This is a genomic window from Pigmentiphaga sp. YJ18 (genome assembly GCF_038066655.1).
Taxonomy (GTDB): Bacteria; Pseudomonadota; Gammaproteobacteria; order Burkholderiales; family Burkholderiaceae_B; genus Pigmentiphaga.
This window is the reverse complement of record NZ_JBBUKU010000006.1, coordinates 144,121-170,423: the sequence shown is the minus strand read 5'-3', so window position 1 is coordinate 170,423 and position 26,303 is coordinate 144,121. Positions and strand designations below refer to the sequence as shown.

General features: G+C 67.8%; 26 protein-coding genes. 15 read left to right on the top strand and 11 right to left on the bottom strand.

Annotated features, from left to right (window positions below):
• Nucleotides 1–13: 13 nt before the first annotated feature.
• From WKR98_RS27560 to WKR98_RS27550, 3 genes are all read right to left on the bottom strand, one after another.
• On the bottom strand, nt 14–1,444 hold the full coding sequence (locus WKR98_RS27560; protein ID WP_341435302.1) for an efflux transporter outer membrane subunit: 1,431 nt from the start codon (nt 1,442–1,444) through the stop codon (nt 14–16).
• A 360-nt stretch (nt 1,445–1,804) separates the two neighbouring features.
• Nucleotides 1,805–2,830 carry a porin gene (locus tag WKR98_RS27555; protein WP_124691116.1) on the bottom strand — a complete coding sequence of 342 codons (1,026 nt, stop codon included), beginning with the start codon at nt 2,828–2,830 and terminating at the stop codon, nt 1,805–1,807.
• Between the two features lie 340 nt (nt 2,831–3,170).
• Nucleotides 3,171–4,214: a porin gene (locus WKR98_RS27550; RefSeq protein WP_161567919.1), complete on the bottom strand. Its 1,044-nt coding sequence runs from the start codon at nt 4,212–4,214 to the stop codon at nt 3,171–3,173.
• Between the two features lie 202 nt (nt 4,215–4,416).
• Here WKR98_RS27550 and coq7 point away from each other — a divergent pair, with 202 nt between their 5' ends.
• Nucleotides 4,417–5,100, top strand: coding sequence for a 2-polyprenyl-3-methyl-6-methoxy-1,4-benzoquinone monooxygenase (gene coq7, locus WKR98_RS27545; protein ID WP_341435238.1), 684 nt, complete (start codon nt 4,417–4,419; stop codon nt 5,098–5,100).
• Nucleotides 5,101–5,106: 6 nt separating this feature from the next.
• Here coq7 and WKR98_RS27540 read toward each other — a convergent pair whose 3' ends face one another.
• From WKR98_RS27540 to WKR98_RS27530, 3 genes are all read right to left on the bottom strand, one after another.
• On the bottom strand, nt 5,107–5,532 hold the full coding sequence (locus WKR98_RS27540; protein WP_124691113.1) for an OsmC family protein: 426 nt from the start codon (nt 5,530–5,532) through the stop codon (nt 5,107–5,109).
• A 380-nt stretch (nt 5,533–5,912) separates the two neighbouring features.
• A complete protein-coding gene (locus tag WKR98_RS27535; protein WP_341435237.1) occupies nt 5,913–6,293 on the bottom strand; it encodes a hypothetical protein in 381 nt (126 codons plus the stop codon).
• A gap of 83 nt (nt 6,294–6,376) precedes the next feature.
• On the bottom strand, nt 6,377–6,811 hold the full coding sequence (locus WKR98_RS27530; RefSeq protein WP_161567918.1) for a DUF4168 domain-containing protein: 435 nt from the start codon (nt 6,809–6,811) through the stop codon (nt 6,377–6,379).
• Between the two features lie 346 nt (nt 6,812–7,157).
• Here WKR98_RS27530 and rplM point away from each other — a divergent pair, with 346 nt between their 5' ends.
• The 6 genes from rplM to WKR98_RS27500 all read left to right on the top strand — a co-directional run bounded on the left by rplM (nt 7,158) and on the right by WKR98_RS27500 (nt 12,696).
• A complete protein-coding gene (gene rplM / locus WKR98_RS27525) occupies nt 7,158–7,586 on the top strand; it encodes a 50S ribosomal protein L13 (protein WP_124691111.1) in 429 nt (142 codons plus the stop codon).
• 10 nt (nt 7,587–7,596) lie between these two features.
• Complete coding sequence (rpsI, locus tag WKR98_RS27520; RefSeq protein ID WP_124691110.1) at nt 7,597–7,989, top strand: 30S ribosomal protein S9; 393 nt, start codon at nt 7,597–7,599, stop codon at nt 7,987–7,989.
• A 217-nt stretch (nt 7,990–8,206) separates the two neighbouring features.
• Complete coding sequence (gene argC / locus WKR98_RS27515) at nt 8,207–9,265, top strand: N-acetyl-gamma-glutamyl-phosphate reductase (RefSeq protein ID WP_341435236.1); 1,059 nt, start codon at nt 8,207–8,209, stop codon at nt 9,263–9,265.
• On the top strand, nt 9,265–10,065 hold the full coding sequence (locus WKR98_RS27510; protein WP_124691108.1) for a DUF6776 family protein: 801 nt from the start codon (nt 9,265–9,267) through the stop codon (nt 10,063–10,065). Before argC ends, WKR98_RS27510 begins: the two co-directional genes overlap by 1 nt.
• Before the next feature lie 201 nt (nt 10,066–10,266).
• Nucleotides 10,267–10,635, top strand: a complete 369-nt coding sequence (erpA, locus tag WKR98_RS27505) for an iron-sulfur cluster insertion protein ErpA (protein WP_124691107.1) — start codon at nt 10,267–10,269, stop codon at nt 10,633–10,635.
• A gap of 123 nt (nt 10,636–10,758) precedes the next feature.
• The gene (locus WKR98_RS27500; protein WP_341435235.1) at nt 10,759–12,696 is read left to right on the top strand and encodes an ATP-binding cassette domain-containing protein; all 1,938 of its coding nucleotides are present in this window, start codon (nt 10,759–10,761) and stop codon (nt 12,694–12,696) included.
• 13 nt (nt 12,697–12,709) lie between these two features.
• Here the strand turns inward: WKR98_RS27500 and WKR98_RS27495 are convergent, their stop codons facing one another.
• A complete protein-coding gene (locus WKR98_RS27495; protein ID WP_124691105.1) occupies nt 12,710–13,507 on the bottom strand; it encodes a GntR family transcriptional regulator in 798 nt (265 codons plus the stop codon).
• 242 nt (nt 13,508–13,749) lie between these two features.
• Here WKR98_RS27495 and WKR98_RS27490 point away from each other — a divergent pair, with 242 nt between their 5' ends.
• The 8 genes from WKR98_RS27490 to WKR98_RS27455 all read left to right on the top strand — a co-directional run bounded on the left by WKR98_RS27490 (nt 13,750) and on the right by WKR98_RS27455 (nt 21,344).
• A complete protein-coding gene (locus WKR98_RS27490; RefSeq protein WP_341435234.1) occupies nt 13,750–14,547 on the top strand; it encodes an HpcH/HpaI aldolase family protein in 798 nt (265 codons plus the stop codon).
• Nucleotides 14,548–14,584: 37 nt separating this feature from the next.
• The gene (locus tag WKR98_RS27485; RefSeq protein WP_341435233.1) at nt 14,585–16,015 is read left to right on the top strand and encodes an MmgE/PrpD family protein; all 1,431 of its coding nucleotides are present in this window, start codon (nt 14,585–14,587) and stop codon (nt 16,013–16,015) included.
• Complete coding sequence (locus tag WKR98_RS27480) at nt 16,012–17,310, top strand: NAD(P)/FAD-dependent oxidoreductase (protein WP_341435232.1); 1,299 nt, start codon at nt 16,012–16,014, stop codon at nt 17,308–17,310. Before WKR98_RS27485 ends, WKR98_RS27480 begins: the two co-directional genes overlap by 4 nt.
• An 11-nt stretch (nt 17,311–17,321) precedes the next feature.
• Nucleotides 17,322–17,639, top strand: coding sequence for a non-heme iron oxygenase ferredoxin subunit (locus WKR98_RS27475; RefSeq protein ID WP_124691101.1), 318 nt, complete (start codon nt 17,322–17,324; stop codon nt 17,637–17,639).
• Nucleotides 17,640–17,709: 70 nt separating this feature from the next.
• Nucleotides 17,710–18,681 (top strand): Bug family tripartite tricarboxylate transporter substrate binding protein, encoded by a 972-nt coding sequence (locus WKR98_RS27470; RefSeq protein WP_124691100.1) that lies wholly within the window; start codon nt 17,710–17,712, stop codon nt 18,679–18,681.
• Between the two features lie 24 nt (nt 18,682–18,705).
• Nucleotides 18,706–19,482 carry an SDR family NAD(P)-dependent oxidoreductase gene (locus tag WKR98_RS27465; RefSeq protein WP_124691099.1) on the top strand — a complete coding sequence of 259 codons (777 nt, stop codon included), beginning with the start codon at nt 18,706–18,708 and terminating at the stop codon, nt 19,480–19,482.
• Nucleotides 19,483–19,504: 22 nt separating this feature from the next.
• Nucleotides 19,505–20,827: an aromatic ring-hydroxylating oxygenase subunit alpha gene (locus WKR98_RS27460; RefSeq protein ID WP_341435231.1), complete on the top strand. Its 1,323-nt coding sequence runs from the start codon at nt 19,505–19,507 to the stop codon at nt 20,825–20,827.
• 13 nt (nt 20,828–20,840) lie between these two features.
• Nucleotides 20,841–21,344 carry an aromatic-ring-hydroxylating dioxygenase subunit beta gene (locus WKR98_RS27455; protein ID WP_124691097.1) on the top strand — a complete coding sequence of 168 codons (504 nt, stop codon included), beginning with the start codon at nt 20,841–20,843 and terminating at the stop codon, nt 21,342–21,344.
• On the opposite strand, the gene WKR98_RS27450 is transcribed toward WKR98_RS27455, so the two are convergent.
• From WKR98_RS27450 to WKR98_RS27435, 4 genes are all read right to left on the bottom strand, one after another.
• A complete protein-coding gene (locus WKR98_RS27450) occupies nt 21,339–22,529 on the bottom strand; it encodes a CaiB/BaiF CoA transferase family protein (protein ID WP_341435230.1) in 1,191 nt (396 codons plus the stop codon). The genes WKR98_RS27455 and WKR98_RS27450 overlap by 6 nt on opposite strands.
• Before the next feature lie 19 nt (nt 22,530–22,548).
• Nucleotides 22,549–23,493: an NAD(P)H-dependent flavin oxidoreductase gene (locus WKR98_RS27445; protein ID WP_124691095.1), complete on the bottom strand. Its 945-nt coding sequence runs from the start codon at nt 23,491–23,493 to the stop codon at nt 22,549–22,551.
• A gap of 236 nt (nt 23,494–23,729) precedes the next feature.
• Entirely contained in the window at nt 23,730–24,833 is a 1,104-nt protein-coding gene (locus WKR98_RS27440) for an anhydro-N-acetylmuramic acid kinase (RefSeq protein ID WP_341435229.1), read from the bottom strand.
• Between the two features lie 11 nt (nt 24,834–24,844).
• A complete protein-coding gene (locus tag WKR98_RS27435; RefSeq protein WP_341435228.1) occupies nt 24,845–26,296 on the bottom strand; it encodes a M23 family metallopeptidase in 1,452 nt (483 codons plus the stop codon).
• Between the last annotated feature and the right edge of the window lie 7 nt (nt 26,297–26,303).

Genomic DNA, 26,303 nt, shown 5'->3' with positions numbered 1-26,303 from the left:
GTGAGAGGTTCCGTCAGGAGGGATGGGTGGCCGGCGCGGTGGATGCCGCGGGCGGCGTGTCCGGCGGCAAGGGCGCATCCTGGCGCCAGCCGCCGCCCGCCGCGCGGTACAGCGCGATCCAGGCCGCCATGCGTTCGCGCTCCAGGGCGGACTGGGTGGTGCGGGCCGTCAGCAGCATGCGCCGCGACTCCTCCAGCTCCAGCAGGCTGGCCAGACCGCCGCGATAGCGCTGCTCGGTGGCTTCGAACGAAGCCTGGTATCCCTCGACCGCGGCGCGCGCGTCGGTGGTGCGCGCGGCCGTGCTTTCCAGGTTGACCAGGGCTTCCTCCACTTCGCGCACGGCTTGCCGGGCCGTGGCCCGGTACTGGGTGACGGCTTCGTCGTAGCGGGCCTGGGCGGCATCGATGTCGGCGCGGCGCCGGCCGCCGTCGAACAGCGGGAGCGTGACCGACAGCGGGCCGATGGACCAGGTCGAAACGTCGACGTTCGTGCCGCGTGCCCTGAACGAGGCCGCGCCCACGCTGCCGGCCAGGGTCAGGCGTGGGTAGCGTTTGGCTTGGGCGCTGCCGACCTCGGCGCTGGCCGCCGCCACGTTGCGGTCGGCGTTGAACAGGTCGGGGCGCTGCGATAGCACGGCGGCGGGCAGGTGGTCGATGGCGAACAGGGCGTCGGACGCAGGCTGCGCCGGCGTGGCCAACCGGGCTCGCAGCGCGGGTTCGTCCAGCGCGGTCAGGGCCACCAGTGCCTTGACGCTGATGTCGCACAAGGCGCGCTGCTGGCGGGCGCGAGCGGCGGCCTCGGCGCTGCTGGCGCGCGCCAGCGCGGCGTTGGCGGTGGACTGGAAGCCCGCGCGCATGGCGAGATCGGTCAGGCGCGAGCTTTCCGCGCGCGAGGCCGCGTCCGATTCCTGGATGGCGAGTTCGCGGCGGCAGCTGCGAAAGTTGTTCAACTCGTTGGCCACTTCGGCGGCGACCGAGATGCGCGCGTCGTGCCACTGGGCCTGCGCGCCCTCCAGGCGAGCCTGCGCGGCGTCGCGCGTGGCGGCGTTGGCGCCGAACAGGTCGATTTCCCACGAGGCCTGCAGGCCGGCCTGGTTCTGCGTGGCGACGCCGCCCGCGATCTGTGAAAAGCCGCGGCTGGTCTGCGCCGTGGCGTCCAGCGTGGGACCCAGCGCGGCACCGGACGATACGCGGGTGGCCCGGGCTTGAAGGAAGCGCGAACGCGCGGTACCCACGGTCGGGCTGGCCGCCTGCGCTGCTTCGATCAGTCCTGGCAGGGCCGGATCGCCGGTCTGTTGCCACCATTCCAGCAGGCGCTGCTGGCTGGAGTGGTGCGGCAGGGCTGGCCCGACGGCCGCGGCGGGCAGCGGGGCCTGCCAGCCGGCTGGCGTGGCCAGCGGCACGGACGGCGCGGGCGGCTGCAGGCTGCAGCCGGCGGCCAGCATCAGCGAGGCCAGGCCCGGGCCGAGGCGGCCGAGGAATGGAAAAGAAGGAGGAAAGGATTTGGCGCGAGCGAGAGGCATGCGGGAGGGCGGAGGCCGGCGGGATCGCCGCCGGTCCGCACAGTTAAGGGGCATGGACGACTCGATAGCGTAATCGAAAAGATATTAGGAAGTCGTGAATATCGAGAATATTTCTCGATACGGAAGGGGCACGGGGCAAGCCAGGGTGCCCGCCCAGCGGGGGCGGGCAGGGCACTCCCAAAAAGAAAAACCCGGGCCGTTTCCGGTCCGGGTTTTTTCCAGCGTACGCCCAGGGGGTTCTGGGCGCTTGCGGGGAGCGCGCCAGGCGCTCCCACCGCCGACTTAGAACATGTGACGCAGGCCGACGCCGAATTGGCGGGTGGTCTTGTCGCCGGTCGTGACGGCGCTGCCGTAGTGACCAACGTTGTCCATGTTGCTGAAGAAGGCGTAGGCGTTGGTACGACGCGACAGCGGGTAGGTGTAGCCGACGCTGAAGCCTTCGATGTCCCAGTCCTTGGCCTTCTGGTACGAACCGAACAGCGAGCCGGTGCCGACCGGAGCCGACGCGCCGACCATGTACGACAGGGTCTTCTTGGCGAAGCGGCCATTCCAGCCCGGGATGTCGCCAACGTTGACCGCGACGTTGCGCTGGTCGGCGATGGCGGCGTGCAGCTTGACCACGCCGAAGTCATACGTACCGCCCAACTGGGTCGAACGGCCGACGTTGCCGCCGGTCGAGGGCTCGACCTGGTCGTAGGTCAGGGCGACTTCGATGGGGCCGTTGGCGTAGCGCAGGCCCGAGGTGATGGCGCGGTTGTTGGTGCCGGCGACCGGGCTTTCGTTGGTCGAACGGTTGAAGCTGTAGCCGATGGCGCCTTGGAAGCCGTTCCAGGTCGGCGAGAAGTACATCACGCTGTTGCTGTTACGGACCTGGTTGGCGGCGATGAAGGTCGAGCCCATGCCGGCCTGGCGGAAGGTCGTGCCGAACGGATCGATGTTGGTGAAGAATTGCGAGCCCAGGATGAACTGGCGGCCCAGACGGATCTCACCCAGCGTGTTGGACGACAGGCCCACCCACGACTGGCGGTTGAACAGGCCCGACTGCGACGAGGTGCCGTCGTCGGCGTTGATGCCGGCTTCCAGCAGGAAGTTGGCCTTCAGGCCGTTGCCCAGGTCTTCCGAGCCACGCAGGCCGAAGCGCGATTCGCTTTGCAGGCCGCTGTCCAGCGCGTTGCGGGCCTTCATGCCTTCGGTCTTGGAATACAGGTAGCCCATATCCATGATGCCGTACAGGGTGACCGAGCTTTGCGCGTGCGCGGTACCAGCCATGCCAGCCAGGACGGCGGCAGCGATCAGGGTCTTTTTCATTCGTACATCTCCATGATTGATCTGGCTGTCGCGGCAGACGGGGGGTGCGAGGCGCCGGATGGAATGCGCGGATCCATCGTCGGGTATCCGTTTGCTGCGGGAAAACCAGAGCTTCCTGGTAGGAAGTTGGTCATATTGCAGCAAAGAATGCGGGTTACTACCAAGTGCGGAGGCGGGTGATGGCCGGGTTTTTACTTATTCTTACGGCTTTCGTTGTTTTTCCGCAAAAAACTGACGAAAAAGCCCGTCTTCAGCCGAACCGAAGACGGGAAAACACTCACTGCTGAAGTAAGCACTTCGAAACATGGGCCGGGGCGACCCGGCCCATGGGGAACAGGGCTTAGAACTTGTGCTGCAGGCCGATGGCGATTTCGCGCTTGTCGCCCAGGGCCTTGTTGTCCGTGCGGACGATCACGTCGGTGTACTGGTTGAGCAGAGCGTAGATCATGGTGCGCTTGGACAGCTTGTAGTTGTAGCCGATGGCGTAGCCGTTGATGGACTTGTCGGCGCGGCCGGCGTTGATGTTGGCGTTGTCGTTGCGCTGGTAGCTGGCGAACACGGAGTGGGCGCCGAACGGCACGGTCACGCCCAGCAGGTACGAGTTTTCCTTCTCGGAGCTCGACTTGTAGCCCGAGTTCTGCAGGCGGCCGTAGCCGGCGTGCAGCTTGGCCACGCCGAAGTCGTAGGTGGCGCCCAGCTGGATGTTCTTCAGGTCGGAACCGCCCACGCCCGCACCGGGAGCCAGATCGGCGGCATTTTTCTGTTCATAGGTCAGGACGGCCAGCAGCGGGCCGTTCTGATAGCGCAGACCCAGCGAGTACACCGAGTTGTCGGCGTCGTTGCCGGCGGTTTCGCTGCTGTTGGCGTTGAAGCTGTAGCCGGCGCCGACCTGGAAGCCGCTGAACTTGGGCGACAGATAGAACGCGCTGTTGCTGACGCGGTCATCCACGCCGCTCACGTTGAAGACGGTCTTGCTCTGGGCTTGCGAGTAGGCGTTGCCGAAGGGGTTGATGGCGCCGCGGAACCAGTTGAAGCCCAGGGTGTCCTGGCGGCCCAGACGGACTTCACCGAAGTTGCCCGACACGCCCACCCAGGCGGCGCGGTCGAACAGCTGGCCGCTGGCGCTCTGGATGCCGGTGTCGGCCTTGAAGCCGCTTTCCAGCTGGAAGTTGGCCTTCAGGCCGTTGCCCAGGTCTTCCACACCGCGCAGGCCGAAGCGCGAGCTGCCGGCGATGCCGCTATCCAGCCCGTTGACGGCGGATTGGCCGTCCTGCTTGCTGTTCATGAATCCCATGTCGACGATACCGTACAGCGTCACGCTCTGGGCTTGCGCGGTGCCGGCGAAGCCGGCCAGCAGCGCGGCGGCGATGAGGGTCTTTTTCAATTGAGAACTCCAGATGGATTTGTGATGGGGCACGAGGAAATTGCTCAGGTGCTCGGACGAGAGGATGACGATCCAACATGAGGCGAAAATGACAGCGGGGTTGCGTCGCGCCGGACGTTGTTCAAGAACAACGAATCGGGGATTGCCTATACTGGAATCTGTTCGTGTCGCTGTCCGGCCGTGTCCGGACCGGAGGTCGCAAATGTCGGGAACCGCATCCTTTCGCCGTATTTCCCTGCTGGATCGGGTGCTATCCGAGGCGGACCGCGCCGTGCGGGTGTTGACGGGCTCGGTGTCCGCGCAGCGTCCGAATCCGGCGGGGCGCCTGTCCGCCGTCGACGACTCGTCCGACGAGGCGGGCGGGCCGGCATTGACGGAGTCCGAGCGCAAGCACGCGGCCGGCCTGATGCGCGTCAATCACGTAGGGGAAGTGTGCGCCCAGGCCCTGTACCGGGGGCAGGCGCTGGTTTGCGACAAGCCGGATACGCGCCAGGTGTTCCTGGACGCGGCGGCCGAGGAGACCGATCACCTGGCCTGGCTGGACGACCGCCTGCGCGAACTGCGTTCGCACTCCAGCCTGTTGAATCCGTTCTGGTACGCCGGGGCCTTCGGGCTGGGCATGCTGGCGGGCAAGGCGGGCGATGCCTGGAACCTGGGTTTCATGGCGGAAACCGAGCGGCAGGTGGAGCGCCACCTGGACGGACACCTGGGTACGCTGCCGGCCAACGATGCGCGCTCGCGCGCCATCGTCGAGCGCATGGCCGCCGACGAGCGCCAGCACAGGGTGACGGCGGAGCAGCGCGGCGGCGCCGAGCTGCCCGCGCCGGTGCGGGCAGCGATGCGGTGCGGGTCCAAGGTCATGACCTCCACCGCCTATTACCTCTGAGCTGCGTCAGTCGGCTTCGACGATTTCCACCGACCAGGTCAGTTCGGCGGTTTTTTCCAGCATGGCCGAGGCCGAGCAATACTTTTCGTGGGAAAGCTGCACCGCGCGTTCCACCGCTGCGGCCGGAAGGTTCTTGCCCGTGACCGTGAAGGCGAAATGGATCTTGGTGAAGACCTTGGGATCCGTATCGGCCCGCTCGGCCTTGAGCGCCACCGTGCAGCCGCGCACGGCGTGGCGGCCGCGCTTCAGGATCAGGACGACGTCATAAGCCGTGCAGCCGCCAGTGCCGGCCAGCACCAGTTCCATCGGCCGGGGGGCGAGGTTGTTGCCCCCGCCGTCCGGCGCGCCGTCCATGACGGCGACGTGGCCGCTGCCCGTCTGGGCGGTGAACAGCATGCCCTGCGGGCCGCCCCAGCTTACGATGCATTCCATGATATTCCTCGTGCTGCGATAGAAGTTGGCTAATCAGCACGATGATAGCGGGTGGGAAGCGGGTTTCGCGGCTGTTGGGGAACCAGGCTATGCTGCGATGCAGCGAAAACTGCGACAAATGGTCGCGCCCCCCGGCCAAGCTGTTCCCGCCCTTGATTTTTGGTTGATAGTGTTGCGGAGTGGGTGGGTGGTTTGTATTTAAGTGATTGATTTGATGTGGTTTTTTTGTCTGCATCCACATTGGTTTTTGTACGTAGGCAACAACCCTAGGAGGTTCTTGCATCGCACAAAACATCTCTCTATAATTGATCTAACGGATGACGCTTTGTATGTCGACACGGCCCCAGGCCCCTCGGCATCGTCGGATAGCCCCGCAAAGCTCATCTACCGGTGTCTCCTCCACCCTCCTCCTTTGGTGGATTAGCCCGAAGCCGCAAGGCTTCGGGCTTTTTTTTGCCCGATCCTTGCTGCTTTGCATCAAAATAAGCGGGGAGATGGAGCGCGGCATGGCAGAGCATGCCGCGACTCGACAGGAAAGAGCCGGGAAGGAAGCTCCGTGATGGGGCTAAATAAATAATTAACCTATTGATATAAAAAGAATTTTTACCTGTTGAAATTTGAAACCGTATTGTGGTGAACAGGCCAAAAAACTTCTTGCAACGCACAAATTGCTTCCCTATAATGGGTTCAACGGATGTCGCTTTGTATGCCGACACGGCCTCGGGCCCCTCGGCATCGTCGGATAGCCCCGCAAAGCCCATCTACCGGTGTCTCCTCCACCCTCCTCCTTTGGTGGATTAGCCCGAAGCCGCAAGGCTTCGGGCTTTTTTTTGCCTTGGCGGGGTTAGCGCATCATCGTGCCGCCGCCCGTGGAACCGCCATAGCCACCGCCGGTGGAGCCGGTGCTGCCGCCTTGCATCAGCGCGCCATAGCGCTGCATCAGGGCGGGATCCTGCTGGACGGCCGCGTTGATGGCGTTGAATTCCCGTACGGTCAGCCCTTCGCTCCAGACCGCCTCGGCCTTGCGGCCGTTGGCTTCGTCGAAGGTGGCGTTGGTGGGCTCGCCGGTCGGCGTGCTGGAGGCGGCGGCTCCGGTCCCCGGCGAGACGGCATTCACCTTCCTGGCCGCGTTGGCGAAGCGCTGCAACTGGTCGTCGGTGACCGATTGCGGCGACATCGTCGAGGCCTGCTGGGTGGGCATGTCGCGCTGGGGAGCCGCGCAGGCGGCCAATCCCGCGGCCACGGCACCGGCGGCCAGCATCGTCTTGATCGTTTTCATCGGACGGATCTCCATAGGGCTCTGTGAACGGACTAGTGTCTGCCCTTACGCCGCGCCGGAATCTTTTCTTATGTGTGGATGTTTATCAAAGCATGAAGCGCGGCCTGGGCGTCACGGGGGAAGCGGGGGGCTGCGTCGGATATCGTTACAGCTGCGCCGGGCGCGGCGCGGGCCGTGCGGCGAGCTGGCGCGCGGCCTTTGACTTCGCCGGTCTATCCGGGTTATCATCATCCTCTTGCCCTTTTTCCGTACCTGCAGTTCACAATGCCGAGGCGGGATCGGGGTGATACGCCGTCAGCAAGCCCGTAGGGGGCTTACGGGCACCAGATATGTCACAGAGATCATCATGAAAACCTTCGTTGCGAAACCGCATGAAGTGACGCGTGACTGGTACGTGATTGACGCCAAGGACAAAGTCCTAGGTCGTGTGGCCAGCGAAGTCGCACGCCGTTTGCGCGGTAAACACAAGCCTGAATTCACGCCTCACGTCGATACCGGCGACTACATCGTCATCATCAACGCCGCCGATATCGTCGTTACCGGCAACAAGGCGCAGGACAAGCGCTACTACCGCCACTCGGGCTATCCCGGCGGTATCACCGAAACCACGTTCCTGAAGATGCAGCAGCGTTTTCCTGGTCGTGCGATCCAGAAGGCCGTCAAGGGCATGCTGCCCAAGGGTCCCCTGGGCTACGCCATGATCAAGAAGCTGAAGGTGTACGCAGGATCCGAACATCCGCACACCGCCCAGCAGCCCAAGCTGCTGGACATCTGAGGAGCCGCGCATGATCGGTAACTGGAATTATGGAACCGGCCGCCGCAAGACCTCGGTGGCGCGCGTGTTCCTGAAGAAAGGCTCGGGCAAGATCACCGTCAACGGCAAGCCCGTCGACGAGTACTTCGCTCGCGAGACCGGCCGCATGATCGTTCGCCAGCCGCTGGAACTGACGGGCCACCTGGAAAGCTTCGACTTCCACGTCAACGTCAACGGTGGTGGCGTGACCGGGCAGGCCGGCGCGGTGCGCCACGGCATCACCCGCGCGCTGATCGACTACGACGCGACGCTCAAGCCCGCGCTGTCGCAAGCCGGCTTCGTCACCCGCGATGCCCGCGAGGTCGAGCGCAAGAAGGTCGGTCTGCACAAGGCGCGACGTCGCAAGCAGTTCAGCAAGCGCTGATCGGCTTCGATCTCCCTCGTCCCGTTCCGGCTCCGGCCGGCGGACGAGACAAGAAAGGCCGCAGCGATGCGGCCTTTTTTTCGCCTCGAGCGGCGTGCCGGCCCGCGGGTCGTCACATCGATGCTGCCGAGCGTGGGGTATTCTTACTCATCATCTGTCGCAGGGCACCGTCCCGCTTTCCCGGGCCGGGAAGCGCAAGGGACTCCAGGAGATTGCAATGGCCAAGATCAAGGTAGGTATCGTCGGCGGCACGGGCTACACCGGCGTGGAGTTGCTGCGCCTGTTGTCGCAGCATCCGAACGCGGAGCTGACGGCGATCACGTCGCGCAAGGAAGACGGCATGCCGGTGGCCGACATGTATTCCAACCTGCGCGGCAAGGTGGACCTGGCGTTCTCGTCGCCCGACAAGGCGCGGCTGACCGAGTGCGACGTGGTGTTCTTCGCGACGCCCCATGGCGTGGCCATGGCGCAGGCGCAGGAACTGCTGGCCGCCGGCGTCAAGATCATCGACCTGGCCGCCGATTTCCGCCTGCAGGACCAGGCCTCGTTCGAGAAGTGGTACAAAATGCCGCACGCCTGCCCCGACGTGCTGCGCGAATCGGTCTACGGCCTGGTCGAATTGAACCGCGAGCAGATCCGCGGCGCGCGGGTCGTTGGCAACCCCGGCTGTTATCCGACCACCGTGCTGCTGGGCCTGGCGCCGCTGCTGGAAGGCCGGGCCGGGACCTCGCCGCTGGTGGATGCGTCCACGCTCATCGCCGACTGCAAGTCGGGCGTGACCGGCGCCGGACGCAAGGCCGAGCTGCACATCCTGTTCTCGGAAGCCAGCGACAACTTCAAGGCCTATGGCGTGTCGGGCCATCGCCATCATCCCGAGATCGTCGAACACTTGCAGACGCTGCACGGCGGACCGGTGGGGCTGACTTTCGTGCCTCACCTGACCCCCATGGTGCGTGGCATGCACTCGACCATCTACGCCCGCATCGATCCGAAGGCGCGCGACGTCGATTTCCAGAAGCTGTTCGAACAGCGTTATGCCGGTGAGCCCTTCGTCGACGTGATGCCCGCGGGCAGCACGCCCGAGACCCGCTCGGTGCGGGCCTCCAACATGATCCGGATCGCCGTCCACCGTCCCGGCAACGGCGACCAGCTGGTCGTGCTGGTGGTGCAGGACAACCTGGTGAAGGGCGCATCCGGCCAGGCCGTGCAGAACATGAACCTGATGTTCGGGCTGCCCGAGGATGCCGGGCTCGGCCAGGTGGCGGTGCTGCCCTGATGAAGCGCCGGCCGCTGTTTCCGGCGCTGGTGCCGCGCAGGCTGCGGCGCGGCGCGGCGGCGGGCGCGCGGGCCGACGGGACGGGGCTGCCAGCGGCCTCGCCATGGCGGATCGTGGTCCTGGTTCTGTTGCTGGCGCTGGGCGCGGCCCTGGGAACGGGGTTGTACGAGTCGGCGCGGCGGATGCTCGGCGGGCCCCAGATCTCGGCGTCCGAGCTGGCGCAATTGCGCGCCGAGCATCAGCGCCTGATCGCCGACAACGAGCGCTTGCAGGGCAGTCTCGCGGCCGCGGAAAGCCGCCTCGAGATCGAACGCGCGGCCAAGGACCAGTTCGCGGCCGATCTGCGTGCCGCGCAGAAGGAAATGGGCGACATGCGCAATGACCTGGCTTTTTTCGACCAGCTCATTCCCATGGATCCGCGCCAGGCCCAGGTCAACATCCGTTCCGCGGAACTGGAGCGGCAGGGCGAGCTGCTGCGCTACCGGGTACTGCTGATGCGCGGCGGCCGGCCTTCGGGCGAATTCAGCGGGCGCCTGCAGTTCTCGGCCTCCGGCGTGCGCGCGGGCACCTCCACCACGATAGACTTGCATCCGTTCTCGGTGCCGACCGAGGCGCTCGCGGGGGAGGTCGCTCCCGTGGTCCCGCCAGCCACCGACCCGCTGGCGGTGCGGTTTCGGCAGTATCAGCGCGCCGAGGGATCGCTGGCGGTTCCGGCCGGTTTCGTGGTGCGCAGCGTGACGGTGCGCGTGGTCGAGGGGGGCGTGGTGCGCTCGCAAAGCACCGTCAACCTGCCGGCCTGAGGCCGTGGGCTTGAACCTTGGCGGCGTGCCCGCATCTAAACGGTATGGCCGCCCACGGGGCGGGCAGGCGCCGCTTTATAGTGTCCCTGGCGGCGCCGGGGTTGAAATCAGGCGCCAATAGCGGTTGAATTACCCATTAACCAGACGATTTACAGCGCATGCGCGGCACGGGCCGCGCGTACGCGTAGGCAAGGAGCAGTCATGAACGCAGCAGTTGAACAAGCCAGCCTCGAAGCCCCGCCGATGGGCCTCGTCTTCACCGATGCGGCGGCCGCCAAGGTCAAGGAGCTGATCGACGAAGAAGGCAATTCGGCGCTCAAGCTGCGCGTGTTCGTGCAGGGCGGCGGCTGTTCCGGCTTCCAGTACGGCTTCACCTTCGATGAAGACGTCAACGACGACGATACGCAACTGGACAAGAACGGCGTGCAACTGCTGATCGACTCCATGAGCTTCCAATACCTGGTCGGTGCCGAGATCGACTACAAGGAAGGCCTGGAAGGCGCGCAATTCGTGATCAAGAACCCGAACGCCACGTCCACCTGCGGCTGCGGGTCGTCGTTCTCGGTCTAGCCCAGGCGCCGGGCGGGGGCCTCTGGGGCCGCGCCCGCTCCGTCCTTTCCTCCAGGGCGCCCTCGCGCAAGCCAGGGCGCTTTTTTCGTTTTCGTCTCCTGACCGGTCCTCCCGGCGCGCTTCATGGCTCTTATTGCTCTGACCGACATCGAACTGGCCTACGGCCACGTCCCCCTCCTGCACCGCGCCGGCTTGTCGGTGGAAGCCGGCGAGCGGGTGGGGCTGATCGGCCGCAACGGCACCGGCAAGTCGTCGCTGCTCAAGCTGCTCGATGGCCGCTCGCTGCCCGATGACGGCCTCATCTCGCGCCAGGACGGGCTGAAGGTCGCCACGGTGGAGCAGGAGCCGGTGTTCGACGAGTCGGGCACGGTATTCGATGCCGTCAGCGAGGGCCTGGCCAAGGGGCGCGACCTGCTGCGCGCCTACCAGCGGCTGACCCACGATCTGGCGGAAACGGCCGGCGGGACGGACCACGACGCGCTGCTGGCCCGGCTGCAATCCTTGCAGGCGGAGCTGGAGGCGCACGACGGCTGGACGGTGCAGGCGCGGGTCGAGGCCACGCTGGCCCGGCTGAACCTGCCCGCCGATGCGCCGGTGGCGGGGCTGTCGGGCGGCACGCGCAAGCGGGTGGCGCTGGCCCGGGCGCTGCTGGGCGACCCTGACCTGCTGTTGCTGGACGAGCCGACCAACCACCTGGATTTCCAGGCCATCGCGTGGCTCGAGGAATTGCTGAAGGCCTTCCCCGGCAGCATCGTTTTCATTACCCACGACCGCCGCTTCCTGGATGCGGTGGCGACCCGCATCGTCGAACTCGATCGGGGCGAACTCGCCAGTTTCCCAGGATCCTTCTCCACCTATCAGGCGCGCAAGGCCGAGATGCTGGAGGCCGAGCGGCTGGAGCAGGCGCGTTTCGACAAGCTCCTGGCCCAGGAGGAAGTCTGGATACGCAAGGGCGTCGAGGCGCGCCGCACGCGCAGCGTCGGCCGGGTCAAGCGGCTGGAGCAGCTGCGCGTGCAGCGGGCCGAGCGGCGCGAGCGCATGGGCAAGGTCACCATCGACGTGGCCGAGGGGCAGCGGTCGGGCAAGCTGGTGGCCGAACTGACCGGGGTGTCCAAATCGTTCGGCGACAAGGCCGTCATCCGGTCGTTCTCGACCACGGTCATGCGCGGCGACCGCATCGGTTTGATCGGACCCAATGGCGCGGGCAAGACCACGCTGCTCAAGCTCATCCTGGGCGAACTCGCCCCGGACACGGGCTCGGTCAGGCAGGGCACCAACCTGTCGGTGGCCTATTTCGACCAGATGCGCAGCCAGCTGGACGAGGACATGGCCCTGGCCGACGTCATCAGCCCGGGCAGCGAATGGATAGAGATCAACGGCCAGCGCAAGCACGTGATGAGCTACCTGGGGGATTTCCTGTTCGCGCCCGAGCGGGCGCGTTCGCCGGTCAAGAGCCTGTCGGGCGGCGAACGTGCCCGGCTGTTGCTGGCGCGGCTGTTCGCGCGGCCGGCCAACGTGCTGGTGCTGGACGAGCCCACCAACGACCTCGACATCGAGACGCTGGAACTGCTGGAGGAGTTGCTGCAGGACTATTCGGGCACGGTCTTCCTGGTCAGCCACGACCGCATGTTCCTGGACAACGTCGTGACGCAGACCATCGCCTACGAGGGCGACGCGCACTGGCGCGACTATGTGGGCGGCTACGACGATTGGGCGACGCAGCGCGCCAGGGTGGAAGAAGCCAGGTCGGCCGCGGCCAGGCCGGTGCGCGAGGCCGTTCGCGAGGAACCCGCCGCCCCCGCGCCGGAGAAGGCCGCGCCGGCCAAGCCCGGCCGGTCGCGCCTGAGTTCCTGGGAGGCCAGGGAACTGGAAGGCCTGCCCGATGCCATCGCCGGGCTGGAGGCCGAGCAGCAGGAACTGAACGGGAAGCTGGCCGACGGATCGATCTACCGGGACGATCCCGCCGGCGCGACCGCCATCCAGCAGCGCCTGGCGGCGATCGAGGACGAGCTCATGGCCCGGCTCGAACGCTGGGAACTGCTGGAAAGCAAACGGGGCTGATCCCGCCGGCCCGTCAGCGACCCGCGCCCGCGGGCCGCGTGACCAGCTTCATGGCCTGCCGGATCGCCGTGGGTTCGTAGGTGGGGTCGATGTTGCCCATGACCGTCAGCGCGATGCGGGACAGCTGCCGGCTCATGATCTGGATCGCCCGGTCCTGGTCCCGCGCCGCATAGGCGTCGACCAATGCGCTGTGTTCCTCTTCCGACGCCAGCCAGGAATACGGCTGCTGCTGCCCCATGAACGACTTGCGGGCGCGTTCGGAGTTGGTGCGGCAATTCTCGTAGGCGTTCACGATGTGGTCGCCCGCGTGCATGATCAGCAGCTTGTGGAACTCGATGTGGCGGTGCGCCCAGTCGCCCGCCGGCTGGCTGCCGTTCATGGCCTCGAGCGCGGCGCGGATGCGCGCGATGTCGCCTGCATCCAGGCGAGGTACCGTCAGCGAGATGCCCAGGCAGGCCATCAGCAGCCACATGGCGTAGACCGAATCGATTTCCTCGGGCGTGATGGGGACGACCCGGATCCGATGCTGGAAATTGACCTCGACCAGGCCTTCCGCCTGGAGCATGCGCAGCGCTTCCCGCACGGGGGTGCGGCTGACGTTCAGCCGCTTGGCGATATGCACCTGGTTCAGCATGGAGCCGGCCGGGATGCTGCCATCCAGGATGTCGTGGCGCAAACGTTCGTAGACGTCGTGCAGGTCCCCGCGCGAGGCGCGGGGCGGGGCGGGCGGCGGCACGGGAGGGCCGGCAAGGGGGCCGTCCTGGCCGTTCTGATGCAACGCCGCGTCGCTGCCGGTCGAGTCGTGGGTCACTGAGTCACCCTGTGATTCCGATGGTGCCTGAAGAGAGTCTTGATCTGGGCTTGTGCTTCAGACAGTATCACATCTGCAAAAAGCCAAAAATGTATTCATTTTTATTGTCTCAAGATGATGCGCTTGAGCGATATCGACTTATTTATAGGGAATTTTTGGTGTTTACCCTAGGAATTAGACAAAAATGTATCCTTTTTTGGAGATTGATGTAATCCTAGTGCATCCATTTTCAGGAGGCGGCGATGAGCACAGCGGGGGTGTTGCGCGAGGCATGGCGGGCCGGGAAGCCGGTGTTCGGCGGCTGGGCGGTGCTGCCCACGCCGTTTTCCGTGGAGCTGATCGCGCAGCAGGGCGTGGGCTACGTCTGCGTCGATCAGCAGCATGGGCTGATCGACTATGCGCAGACCCTGGACATGTATCGCGCCGCGGAGGGCCGGGGCGCGGTGCCGTTCACGCGCGTGCCGGCCAACGAGGGATGGATGATAGGCAAGGCGCTGGACGCGGGCGCCCAGGGCGTCATCGTGCCGCTGGTCAACAGCCGCGAGGAAGCCGCCGCGGCGGTGCGGGCGTGCCGCTATCCGCCTTCGGGAATACGGTCCTACGGCCCCATCCGCGCCGCGCTGGTCAGCGCCACGCGCGACACCCAGGCCCTGGGCGACGCCGTGCTGTGCTTCGTCATGGTCGAGACCCGCGAGGCGCTGGACAACATCGACGAGATTGCGTCCACGCCGGGCCTGGACGGCATCTATATCGGCCCCGCCGACCTGGCCCTGGGGCTGGGCCTGCCGCCTGACCTGGACAAGACCGAGGCCGAGCACGTCGCCGCGGTCGAGCGGATCTTCCAGGCCTGCCGTCGGCACGGCATCGTCGCCGGGATCCAGTGCGCCACCGGGACATCCGGCCGCGCCTACGCCGAACGCGGGTTCGGCCTGATCACCGTCATCAAGGACTCCGCTCTGCTGCAGGCCGGCGCGCGCCAGGAAATCCGCGCGGCGCTGGGCGAGACGCAGGGGGCCGCCAAGGCCCAGGGCTATACCTGACCCCGGGCGTTCGTCCGGACTCTTGGAGAAAGGCAAAGTGACAACGACTTCCGATCGCATGCTGCGGGCCCTGGCTGCGTTCTCCCGGCATGCGGCGCTGGAATGCGGCGCGTCGGTGGACCGCGCGGTGAAAGCCGCATTGCTGGATACGCTGGCCGTGGCGCTGGGCGCTCTGACGCACCCCGCCGCCGTGGCGGCCCGGCGCTACGCGCGCCATGCCGTCGTGGCCCAGGGGGCGACGATATGGGGCACGGGCGAATGCGTTACCGCCGAAGCCGCGGCCTTGGTGAACGGCGTGCCGCTGCGCGCCTATGACTACAACGACCTGTACATCGGCAAGTCGGGGGGCCATCCCAGCGACATGATTCCGGGCCTGATGGCCCTGGCGCAGTGGCGCGGCATCGACGGCCAGGGGCTGATCGGTGCCATCGCGCTGGGCTACGAGGTCGCGGTGGCGCTGTTCGACGGCCTGCGCCTGCGCAACGGCGGCCTGGACTATCCCAACATCGTGGCCATTGCCTGCACCTGCGCGGCGGCCCGCATGCTGGACCTGTCGGAAGAGCAGGCTGCCGACGCCCTGGCGATCACCGTGATTCCCCATTCCGCCAGCCTGGAGGTCGAGTCCAACGACCTGAACCGGCGCGGCGACCTGACCATGTGGAAGCGCTTCAACGGCAGCGACGCCGTCCGGCAGTCGGTGTATGCCTGCCTGCTCGCGGAAGCGGGGGCCGAAGGCGCGGTCCGGCCGTTCGAGGGCAAGTACGGTTTCCTGGCCCGTCTGGAACTGGCCGAGGAAGACCGCGAGGCGCTGCTGCGCCGCCTGGACCCCGTGCAGCCCCTGTCGGCCGTCGAACGGGTGACCTACAAACTGTGGCCGGTCGGGTCGCGCGGGCAAAGCGCCATCCAGGCCGCGCTGGAAGCGCGGCGCCGGATTCCCGATCCCGCCCGGATCGCCGGCATCCGCGTGCGCGCCGACGAGGGCGTGTACGACCATCTGGTCAGCCAGCGGGCGGACCCGTGGCATCCGGTGTCGCGCGAGACGGCCGATCATTCGCTGCCCTGCATTGTCGCGATGGCGCTGCTCGACGGCCGGGTGGACACGGGCACCTTCGACAAGGAGCGGGTCATGCGTCCCGACGTGCGGACACTGCTGAACGACCGGCTCGTGGTCGAACCGGCCGCCGAACTGGGCGGCGGCGCGGCCGCGGGATTCCTGGCGCGGGTGGAGGTCACGCTGGACACCGGCGAGGTGATCGTGGGCGAAGCGGGCCCGCCGCCCGGGCACAGGCTCAAGCCTTTCTCCGATGCCGACTTCGAGGAAAAGCTGCGCGTCAACGTCGAACCGGTCATGGGCGCCCAGCGTACCCGGGACATCCTGGAAGCGGTTCGCGCGCTGGACGCGGCGGCCAGCATCCAGCCGCTGTGCGCCCTGTTGGGAGCCGGCGCGAAGGGCGTGGAGGCGCCATGACGCCAGGCGTGGTCATCGTCGGTGCCGGCCATGCGGGGGCGCGCTGCGCTCATGCCCTGCGCCAGGCGGGCTATGCCGGATCGGTCACGCTGCTGGGCGACGAGGGTGCCGAGCCCTACGAGCGGCCGCCGCTGTCCAAATCGTTCCTGCTGGAGGACGGCCGCCTGGCGCCGATCGCGCCGGCGGCCAGCTATGAGGCCGCCGGTATCGTCCTGCGGCCTGCGGCCCGGGCCATGGCCATCGATCCGGCCGCGCGCCGCGTGGATCTTGCCGATGGCGCATCCCTCGCCTATCGCCACCTGGTACTGGCGACCGGCTCCGTGGCGCGGATGCCGGCCTTCGCCGGCCTTGCGCCGGGCGACGTGCTGGCGCTGCGTAACGCGGCCGACGCCGCGCGCCTCAGGGAAGCAGTGCGCCCCGGGCAGCGCGTGCTGCTGATCGGCGGCGGCTTCGTGGGACTGGAGGTGGCCGCGTCCGCCACCCGCCTGGGGTGCCGCGTGACGGTGGTGGAGAAACAGCCGAGGCTGTTGCCGCGCGCCGTCAGCGCGTGGGCGGCCGAACGCGTGCTCGCGCTGCATGCCGGGCAGGGCGTGGAGGTGAAGCTGAGCCGCGCGCCCGTCGACATCGCGCGCGCGGGGCCGGCCTTCCGGTACGTGCTGGACGATGGCGCGCAGGGCGAGGCGGACGTGGTGCTGGCCGGCATGGGCGCGCTGCCCGACGTCGCGCTGGCCGAGCGCGCGGGCCTGGCCCTGAATCCGCCGCCCGTGCACGGCGTCCTGGTGGACGCGGCGTGCCGGACGTCGGCGCAAGGCATCTATGCGATCGGCGACATCGCCGCGCCGCGCGAGGCCGGTGGCGGCTGCCGCATCCGCCTGGAGTCCTGGGAGAACGCCCAGCGCCAGGCCGTACGGGCCGCCGCCGCCATCGCGCGCATCGAACAGGGCGGCGGGCCGCTGCCGGCGGAGCCCGCCGCCGACGAGGCGCCGTGGTTCTGGACGGACCAGTTCGACATGAATCTGCAGATCGTGGGCTGGCCGGCGGGCGCTGTCCGGTACGTCGCGCGCGAGGCCGGCGCGGGCAAGGCGGTGGGTTTCCACTTCGACGCGGCCGGCGTGCTGGTCGGGGCGGAGTTGTTCAACAGCGGCCGGGACCGCCGTATCGTGCGCCAGCTCGTGGCCGCGGGCCGGGGCGTGGATGCCGCGGAACTGGCGGACCCGGCGGTGCCGCTGGCAACGGCGCTGCGCAATGCCCAGCAGCGCGGCCCGGCCGCGGCGCCGGACGATTCCCGGTCATAGACGGAGCTTTCATGGTCTGGTGCCAGACGATCAAGTTCGACGACGTACCCGAGGGCGATGCCGTCTCGGTGTGCGTGGAGGGCGAGCCCCTCGCGCTGTACAAGCTGGACGGCCGCGTCCATGCCACGCACGACATCTGCACGCACGCGAAGGCGCACCTGGCGGAAGGCTTCGTCAGCGGCGACTGCGTGGAGTGCCCCTTGCACGAAGGCGTGTTCCACATTCCCACCGGCCGTCCGGTTTCGGGCCCGGTCAGCATTCCGATCCAGGTGTATCCGGTACGTATCGAGGAAGGCATGGTGCTGGTCGACGTGCCTCCCTCGGGCTGACGCCGCTGGCGTCCTGCAGCAAGGCGCGGAGGAGGGTCCTCCGTGTCTGTCCATATCTTGGGAGAGTCAAATGCGTATCACGTCGTGTGCTGTGCTCCTGGCCTTTGGCTGCGTATCGACCGCCGTGGCAGCGGCCGACGCGGCGGTCGATTTCCCGTCCAAGCCCTTGCGCTTCATCGTTCCCTTCACCCCGGGAACCGGCATGGACAACATCGCCAGGCTGGTCGGCGAAAAACTGTTCGAAAGCTGGAAGCAGCCCGTCATCGTCGAGAACAAGACCGGCCTGGCCGGCCACCTGGGGGCCGAGCAGGTGGCGCGCGCGGCGCCCGACGGCTACACGCTGGTGGTGACCGCGAGCAATCTCGTCATCACGTCCATCCTCTATCCCTCGCCGTCCTTCAATCCCATGAAGGACCTGACGCCGGTGATGATCGCGGCGCGCGGCACCAATTCGCTGGCGGTGAATCCCGGCAAGGGCTACCGGACGATGGCCGACCTGGTGGCCGCGGCCAAGGCCAACCCCGGCAAGATCAATTTCGCGTCCGCGGGCGTGGGCTCGCCGTCGCACATCCTGCTGGCCGAGTTCGAGGACGCCACGCACACCTCGTTCCTGCACGTGCCCTACAAAGGCACGGCGCCCGGCGTCAATGACGTGATCGCGGGGCACGTGGACGCCATGTTCGTCGCCACCCATACGCTGCGCCCCTTCATCGAGTCCGGCCAGTTGCGCAACCTGGGCGTGTCGAGTTCCGAGCGCCAGCGCAGCGCGCCGGGCGTGCCGTCGTTCGCGGAACTGGGGATCACGCCGGGCATGCCCGCCTGGTACGGCTTCCTGGCGCCCAAGGGAACGCCGGCCGCCATCATCGACAAGCTCAACAAGGAGATGACGCGCATCCTGGAGCTGCCCGACGTCAAGTCGGCCCTGGAGAAGACCGGGCTGGACGTGAAGCCGTCTTCGCCGCAGGCGCTGCAGGAACTGATGGACATGCAGCTGGCCCGCTTCAGCGCCATCATCCGCAAGAACAACATCACGGCCAACTAGGCCCCAAGCCGGGAGGAAGCCGTCATGGATGACACGCTCAAGTGGGATGCGCCCGGTGATCCGGCGGAGTTCGCCGGTTCCGCCGTCGTCCTGGTGGGCGGCGCGCTGGGGTCGGGCCCGGAACTGCTGCGGGCCTTCGCGGCGCGCGGCGCCAAGGTCGTGGTCGGCGTGACATCGGCGGAGGACGCGGCGCATGCGGCGTCGGTGGCGGGTGCCTGCGGCGCCGCCTGTCTGCCGGTGGAGACGGACGACGAAGCCGAGGTCGAGCGTTTCTTCGATGCCTGCGTGTCTCGGCTCGGCGGGCTGGACATCCTCGTGAACGTGGCCGCGCCGGTCAGCACCGCGGACGCGCTGGATACGCACGCGGCGCGCTACCGGGACGTGATCGAGCGGGAACTGGTGGGGCCCATCCTGTGCATCCAGTCGGCGGCGCGCCGGATGAAGGAGCGCGGCGGCGGACGCATCGTGTCGTTCTCCTCGATGTCCGGCAAGACCGGCGTCCATCGGCACGTGGCGCCCTATGCGGCGGCCAAGGGCGGGCTGATCGCGTATTCGCGCGTGATGGCGGCGGAGCTGGCGCCCCACGGCGTGACGGTCAACGTGATCGCCACGTCCCTGTTCGACGTGCAGGTGGCGGGCGCCAGCGAGGCCCGCATGGAGGAAGTGGTCAAAGGCATTCCCGTCGGCCGCGTGGGCCGGTCCATCGAGGCGGCGCACGCGGTGTTCTACCTGGCCTCGCGCCACGGCGCGTACGTGACGGGCGAAACGCTGAACCTGTCGGGCGGCAGGTTCATGGATTAGTGGTTGGAGGATAGGAATCGATATGTCTGCGATGTTTGCAAGAGAGCATGGAGGCGGGGAGGCCGGCCTGGATCCGTCGTCGCTGATCTGGCAGGACGAACGCCATTTCCGCGTGCACACGCGCGCCTATACCGATCAGGCGGTGTTCGACGCCGAGATGGCGCGCGTCTTCTCGAAGGTCTGGGTCTATGTCGGCCATGAAAGCGAGATCCCCAACCCGGGCGATTTCAAGACGGCCTACATCGGGACGCAGCCCGTCATCGTCTCGCGGGCGGCCGACGGCACGGTGCACGTGCTGGTCAATCGCTGCGTGCACCGCGGCGCGGTGATCGCGCGCGAGACCCGCGGCACGGTGCGCGACTTCACCTGCCCGTACCACGGCTGGGTGTTCGGCCTGGACGGCAAGCTGCTGGCGGTGTCCGAACGCAACGACTCGGGCGGCTATGCCCCCGACTTCGACGCGCCCGAAGGCTTGCACCGGGTGCCGAAGGTCGATGCCTACCGGGGGCTGATCTTCGCCAACCTGGACCCGGACGCCGTCGACCTGGACACCTACCTGGGACGCGCCAAGAAGACCATAGACCGCAAGTTCGGGCGTTCGCCGGCGGGGCGCATCGCGCTGCGCGGCAAGCCATTCGTCATGCGCTACCAGGGCAACTGGAAATTCCAGATCGAGAACATCGTCGATGCCTACCACTTTCTGCACACGCACAAGGGCTTCGTCGCGCTGCAGGCCAAGTACGGCGAAACCACCGGCGACTATGGCGCACACAAGGGCGGGTCGGCCAAGGCCATGCGCCAGATCCGCTTCAAGGGATCGAGCTGGGCGCTGCGCCACGGCCACGCCCAGCTGGAGAATTCCGGCACGGCCGATCCCGAGGCCTTGCTGAACGGCCCAAACCGCGCCTACTACGAGGCCTTGCGCGACATCCATGGCGAAGAGGAATTCGCGTTCGTGGTCGGGCGCATGTCGGGCACGATCTTTCCCAACCTGGGCCTGATCCACCAGCAGATCCGCACCTGGCGCCCGATCGCGCCGGACCTGACCGAGGTCACCATCTACCTGTACGACCTGGTCGACGCGCCGCGCGAATTCAACGAGGGCTGGATGCGCAGCCAGGAGCGCTTCTATGGGCCGGCCGGCCACGGCATGGCCGACGACGTGGACATCTTCGCGCGCAACCAGCAGGGGCTGGCGGGCAGCGCGGTGGACTGGCTGGTGCTGGAGCGCGGGCTGCAAACGGACGAGAGGCTGGCCAACGGCGACATCAAGGGTCTGCCGGCCAGCGAGGCCCCCCAGCGCGCGCTGTGGCTGGCGTGGAAGCAACTGATGGCGCGACGCTGAGGAGACCGGGCGCATGCATTTCCCCACTACATGGACCCGCGCGGACGCGGAAACCCTGCTGATACACGAAGCGGACCTGCTCGACACCCGGCAGCTGGACGACTGGCTCAAGCTCTTCACCGAGGACGGGCTGTACTGGATACCGCTGGATCCGGCCGAGGAGCCGGGCCAGAACGCCGCCATCGTCCACGACGACACGCTGCGCCGGGAAGAGCGGGTCTATCACCTGCTGCACGTGGAATTTCCCGCGCAGTCGCCGCCATCGCGCACCCTGCACCTGATCGGCAACGTGCGCGTGCAGGAACATGCCGAAGGCTTCCTGGTGAAGTCCAACCAGGTGATCTACGAGATGCGCACCGGCGACAGCGCGCAGGTCGGCATCGGCGAGATCCAGCCGCTGGTGACGACGATGGAGCACATCTGCCGCCCAACGGCCCAGGGCGTGCGGATCGTCCGCAAGACCATCACGCTGATGAACCACGATGCGTGGCTGGGCAACCTGACCTTCCTGCTATGACGCGGGCCGCGGGCCGTCGTCCAGGCCCAGTTCCCTGAGTATCTCTTGCGTGTGCTGCCCGAGTCCCGGCGCGCCCCGCCGGTACGAGGGCGGCGTGGCGCTCCAGCGCGCGGGAAAGCCCGGCATGCGCAGATCGCCTTGCGTGGGGTGCGGCGCATGGATGAAGAAATCCACCGCCGCCAGGTGCGGATCGTTCACCAGGTCGGCGATGCCGCGCACCGGGGCCGCCGGTACCTCGGCCTTCTCCAGCAGCGCCAGCCAGTGCGCGGTGGTGCCGCCGGCGAACAGTCCCCGCAACTGGCGATCCACGGCTGGCGCTTCGCGGGCACGCGCGGCGCGGGTGGCGAACGAGGGATGCCCCAGCAGGTCGGTCCGACCTGCCGCCTCGAGGAACTTGCGCCACTGGCGGTCGGTGTTGATGGCGGCGCACAGGTGGCCGTCCGCCGTGCGGAAGTAGGTGCGCTGGCCGTTCAGGTAGCGGTCGTATCCGGGTGCCGACTCGGGCGGATCGAAGACGCTGCCTATCATGTGGTCGGCCAGCACCAGCTGCGCGATCACTTCGAACATCGGGATTTCCAGCTTCTGCCCCTCGCCGTCGCGGGCGACGGCGGCCAGGGCGGCGCTGATGCAGAACGCGGCATAAAGGCCGGCGTAGCGGTCGGCCAATGGAAAGGGGCACGACTGCGGCATGCCGTCGCCGTCGCGTGCCCGGGCCGCCGCCAGCCCGGTCATCGCCTGGATCACTTCGTCGAACGCCGGCCGGCCGGCATAGGGGCCGTCCTCGCCGAAGCCGGTGCAGCTCACGTAGAGCGCCTTGGGATTCACGCGCCTGACGCGATCGTAGTCCAGGCCCAGGCGCTCCAGCGCCTGCGGACGCATATTGCTGACGAACACGTCGCACCAGGCGATCAGCCGCTCCAGCACTCGCCGCGATGCTTCCTGCTTCAGGTCCAGTGCCATGCTGCGCTTGTTGCGGTTCAACTGCAGGAAGGACGGGCCCATGTCGTTCGTGCGGCGCGGTCCCACGGCCCGCATCGGGTCGCCCTCCGGGGCTTCGAGCTTGATGACGTCGGCGCCGTGGTCGGCCAGCATCTGGGTGCAGAAGGGGCCCAGGATGACCCAGGTCAGGTCCAGGACCTTGACGCCGGCCAGCGGGCCGCTGCGCGGCGTGTCTGCGAGTGTCACGTATGTCTCCTGCGCGGGATCAAGGTTGGCCCAGGGCGAGAAAGCGCGTGCGCGCCGCCTGGAACTCGTCTTCCAGCCAGTCCACGACCTGCGCCACCGGCGCGATGTCCCGCACGGCGCCCAGCCCCTGGCCCGCCGACCAGACGTCTTTCCACCGCCGGGTCTCCTTGCTGCGGCCGCTGTCGTAGACGCGTTCCCCGGGCGAGGGCAGGTTGGCCGGGTCCAGGCCGCACTGCACCAGCGAGGGCACCAGCCAGGAGGCCGGCGTGCCGGTGACGGCGTCGCTGACCAGCAGGTCGCCGATGCCGCAGGCGGCGACCATGCGCTTGTGCGCCTCGGCGGCGATGCTTTCCCGGGTCGCCAGGAAGCGCGTGCCCATGTAGACGAAGTCCGCGCCGGCCGCCAGCGCGCCGGCGATGCCCCAGCCGTCGGCGATGCCGCCGCCCGCGACGATGTAGCCGTCGAAGCACGCGCGGACCGCGGAGACGAAGGCGAACGGCGACAAGTGGCCGGTGTGTCCGCCCGCGCCCGCGCACACGCAGACCAGGCCGTCTACCCCGGCCTCGGCGGCCTTGCGTGCCAGCCGCAGGTCGATGACATCGGCGAACACCAGGCCGCCGTAGCCGTGCACGGTTTCCATGACCGGGCGGGGGCTGCCCAGCGAGGTGATGACGATGGGGGGGCGAAAGCGCCGGACCTGTTCCAGGTCGCCGGCCAGACGGGTATTGGTCGAGTGCGTGATCAGGTTCGCCGCCCAGGGCAGCGCCCCGGACGCCCCGTGCGAACCCAGGGCGTCGCTGATTCGCCGCAGCCAGTCGCCATAGTCCTCGCTGGTGCGGACGTTGTTGTTGGGAAAGGCGCCGATGATGCCGGCCCGGGCGGCGGCGATGACCAGTTCCGGTCCGGACACCAGGAACATGGGGGCGGCGAAGACCGGAAGACGTAGACCTGCGAGGAAGCTCATGGTGCTCCTGGAGGCCGGGATCACCCCGGTCTGGTCGCTAGAAAAGATCTGGGGAAATGTATGTATTTTTATGTTCGCGGTCAATATTTTCCGGTGGATTCTAGGTGTTTAACCTAAATGGTTGCTCTGTTAATTGATAAAAATGTATTCATTTTAGAGGTTGGGCGAATGCAACCCAGGCGTGGCATGGAAAGAAAGCGGGGGAGGGAAAGCCGCCGGAAGCGGTGCGGCGCGGCCTACGCGGGGTAGTAGGCGCCCAGCACGCGGGGTCCGGCCGCGCCGGTCACGGCGGGCAGGTTGCCGGGCAGGCCGGCAACGTGGCGATGGGCCAGCCAGGCGAAGGCCAGCGCCTCCATCTGCTGGGCCGGTACGCCCGCGTCGTCGGAGGGCGCCACGGGGCAGGGCAATGCTCCGGCCAGGGCCCGCATCAGGCCACCGTTGCGCGCGCCGCCGCCGCAGACCCAGACCTGTTCGCAGGCGGGCTGCTGGCGGCGTATCTCGCGCGCCACCGTCTCGACCGTCAAGGCTTGCAACGTGGCCTGCACGTCGGCCGCCGCCAGCGTGCCGTGGCGGGCCTGCCAGGCCTGCAGGCGCTGGTCCAGCCACGCGGTGTTGAACAGGTCGCGCCCCGTGGACTTGGGCGGCGGAGCCGCCAGCCACGGTTCGGAGGCAATGAGCTCCGCCAGCAGATCCGGCCGCAGCGTGCCGGAGGCGGCGTAGCGGCCGTCTTCATCGTAGTCCCGGCCGGTGTGCCGGGCGCACCAGGCGTCCAGCAGCAGGTTGGCGGGGCCGGTGTCGTAGCCCACGGCCCCGGCGGGCGACAGCAGCGTGACGTTGGCGATGCCGCCCAGGTTGACCACGGCCCGCGGCCGCCCGGTGCCGAACACCGCCGCGTGGAAGGCCGGCGCCAGCGGGGCGCCATGGCCGCCCGCGGCCACGTCGCGGCTGCGCAGGTCGGCCACGACCGCGATGCCCGTTCGTTCGGCCAGGCGGGCAGGGGCGTTCAATTGCACGGTGTAGCCGGCATCGGGACGGTGGCGGATGGTCTGTCCGTGGGCACCGATCGCTCGGACCCCGGAGGCGTCCAGGCCGGTCCGCGCCAGCAGTTCGGCGACGACGCGGGCATACAGGTCCGCCAGGGCCAGGCCGGCTTGCGACATCCTGTGGATTTCGTCCGGGCCCGGCGTGTTCAGGGCCAGCAGCTCGGCCCGCAGGGCCTGCGGCATGGCAAGGTCGGTGTGCGCGAGGATGCGGGGGCGGCCGCCGTCGAACACGGCGGCCACACCATCCACGCCGTCCAGGCTGGTCCCCGACATCAGGCCGATGTACGGTTCGGCCATGAAGGACCGCCTTACTGGGCGGCCAGCGACATGTCGCCCGCCGGCATGCTGTAGTCCTTCAGCTGGGCCAGCAGCGACATCTGGTGCCGCAGGGGATCGGTCTGCTGCTTGAACAGGGCGAGGCCGCGGGCATTGAGCTCGGGGGCCTGCGGCAGCGCGACGGTGAGCGGATCGACCGGCTTGCCGGCGATGCGGAACTCGTAGTGCAGGTGCGGGCCGGTGGCCCAGCCGGTCGAACCGACGCGGCCGATGAACTGGCCCTGGCTGACGCGGGCGCCCTTGGACAGGCCCGGCGCGAACGCGCTCATGTGGGCGTACAGCGTGGAGTACTGGCCATGGTGGCGGACTACGACCACGTTGCCGTAGCCGTTCTGCTTGCCGATGAAGTCGATGGTGCCGTCGGCGGTGCTGCGGATGGGCGTGCCGGTGGGCGCGCCGTAATCCACGCCCTTGTGTTCGCGCCAGGTCTTCAGGATGGGGTGGAAGCGGCGCGAGAAGCCGGAGGTGACGCGGGTGAATTCCATGGGCGTGCGCAGGAAGGCCTTGCGCAGGCTCTTGCCGTCGAACGTGTAGTAGCCGCCGCTGACGCCCGACTGCTGGTCGAACCAGATGGCCTGGTAGGGCGTGCCCTTGTTGACGAACTCGAGCGCGATGACCTTGCCGGCCCGCACGTAGTTGCCTTGGTGCGTATAGGTTTCGTAGACCACGTTGAAGTGGTCGCCGCGGCGCAGGTCGCGGTGGAAGTCGATGTCGCCCGACAGGATCTCGGCGATCTGGGTGGCGACGCTGTCGGGGATGTTGGCGGCGTCGGTGGCGCCGAACAGCGAGCTGTAGATCTCGCCGTGGGCGATGCGGGTCTCGCGTTCGGTGTCGAGTTGCACGTCGCGGGCGGACAGGCCCTGCGCCGAGCGCTCGATCTGCAGCATGCGCGAGACGACCTTGTCGCCGGACTCGGCGCCCGGGGTGTGGATGTAGCGCAGCCAGCGGACCTCGCCCAGCGCGTCGGTGGACGCCTGGACCACGCGGCCGGGGTAGAGCTGGTAGAAGCTGCGGGCGTCGGGCGAGATGCGGATGAAGCGTTCGAGCTCGGGGTCGTCCACGCCCAGCCGGTTCAGCAGCGTGGCGACCGAGTCGCCGCGCTGGACGCGTTCCTCGCGGATGAAGTCCGGCGCCTTGGCTTCCTGCTCGGCGACCTGTTCGGACAGGTCCGGCAGGGTCAGCGACTCGACGATGCGGGTCGTGGGCAGCATGGAGGCGTCCGGCGCCAGGGGCGCGACGCCGATGGCGGCGGCGGTGACGAACAGCCCGGCGGCGCCGGTGCCGATGACGATGCGGCGTTTCAGCGGCGACGACGTGATGGTAAGGGTGGCGGGATGGGAGGTGATGCGGGAGAAGGTTTGTTGCACCGCTGCGGCGATGCGCTTGAGCATCGCGCCGGCGATGCCGGAAAACTTACGGTTCATGCGGCCT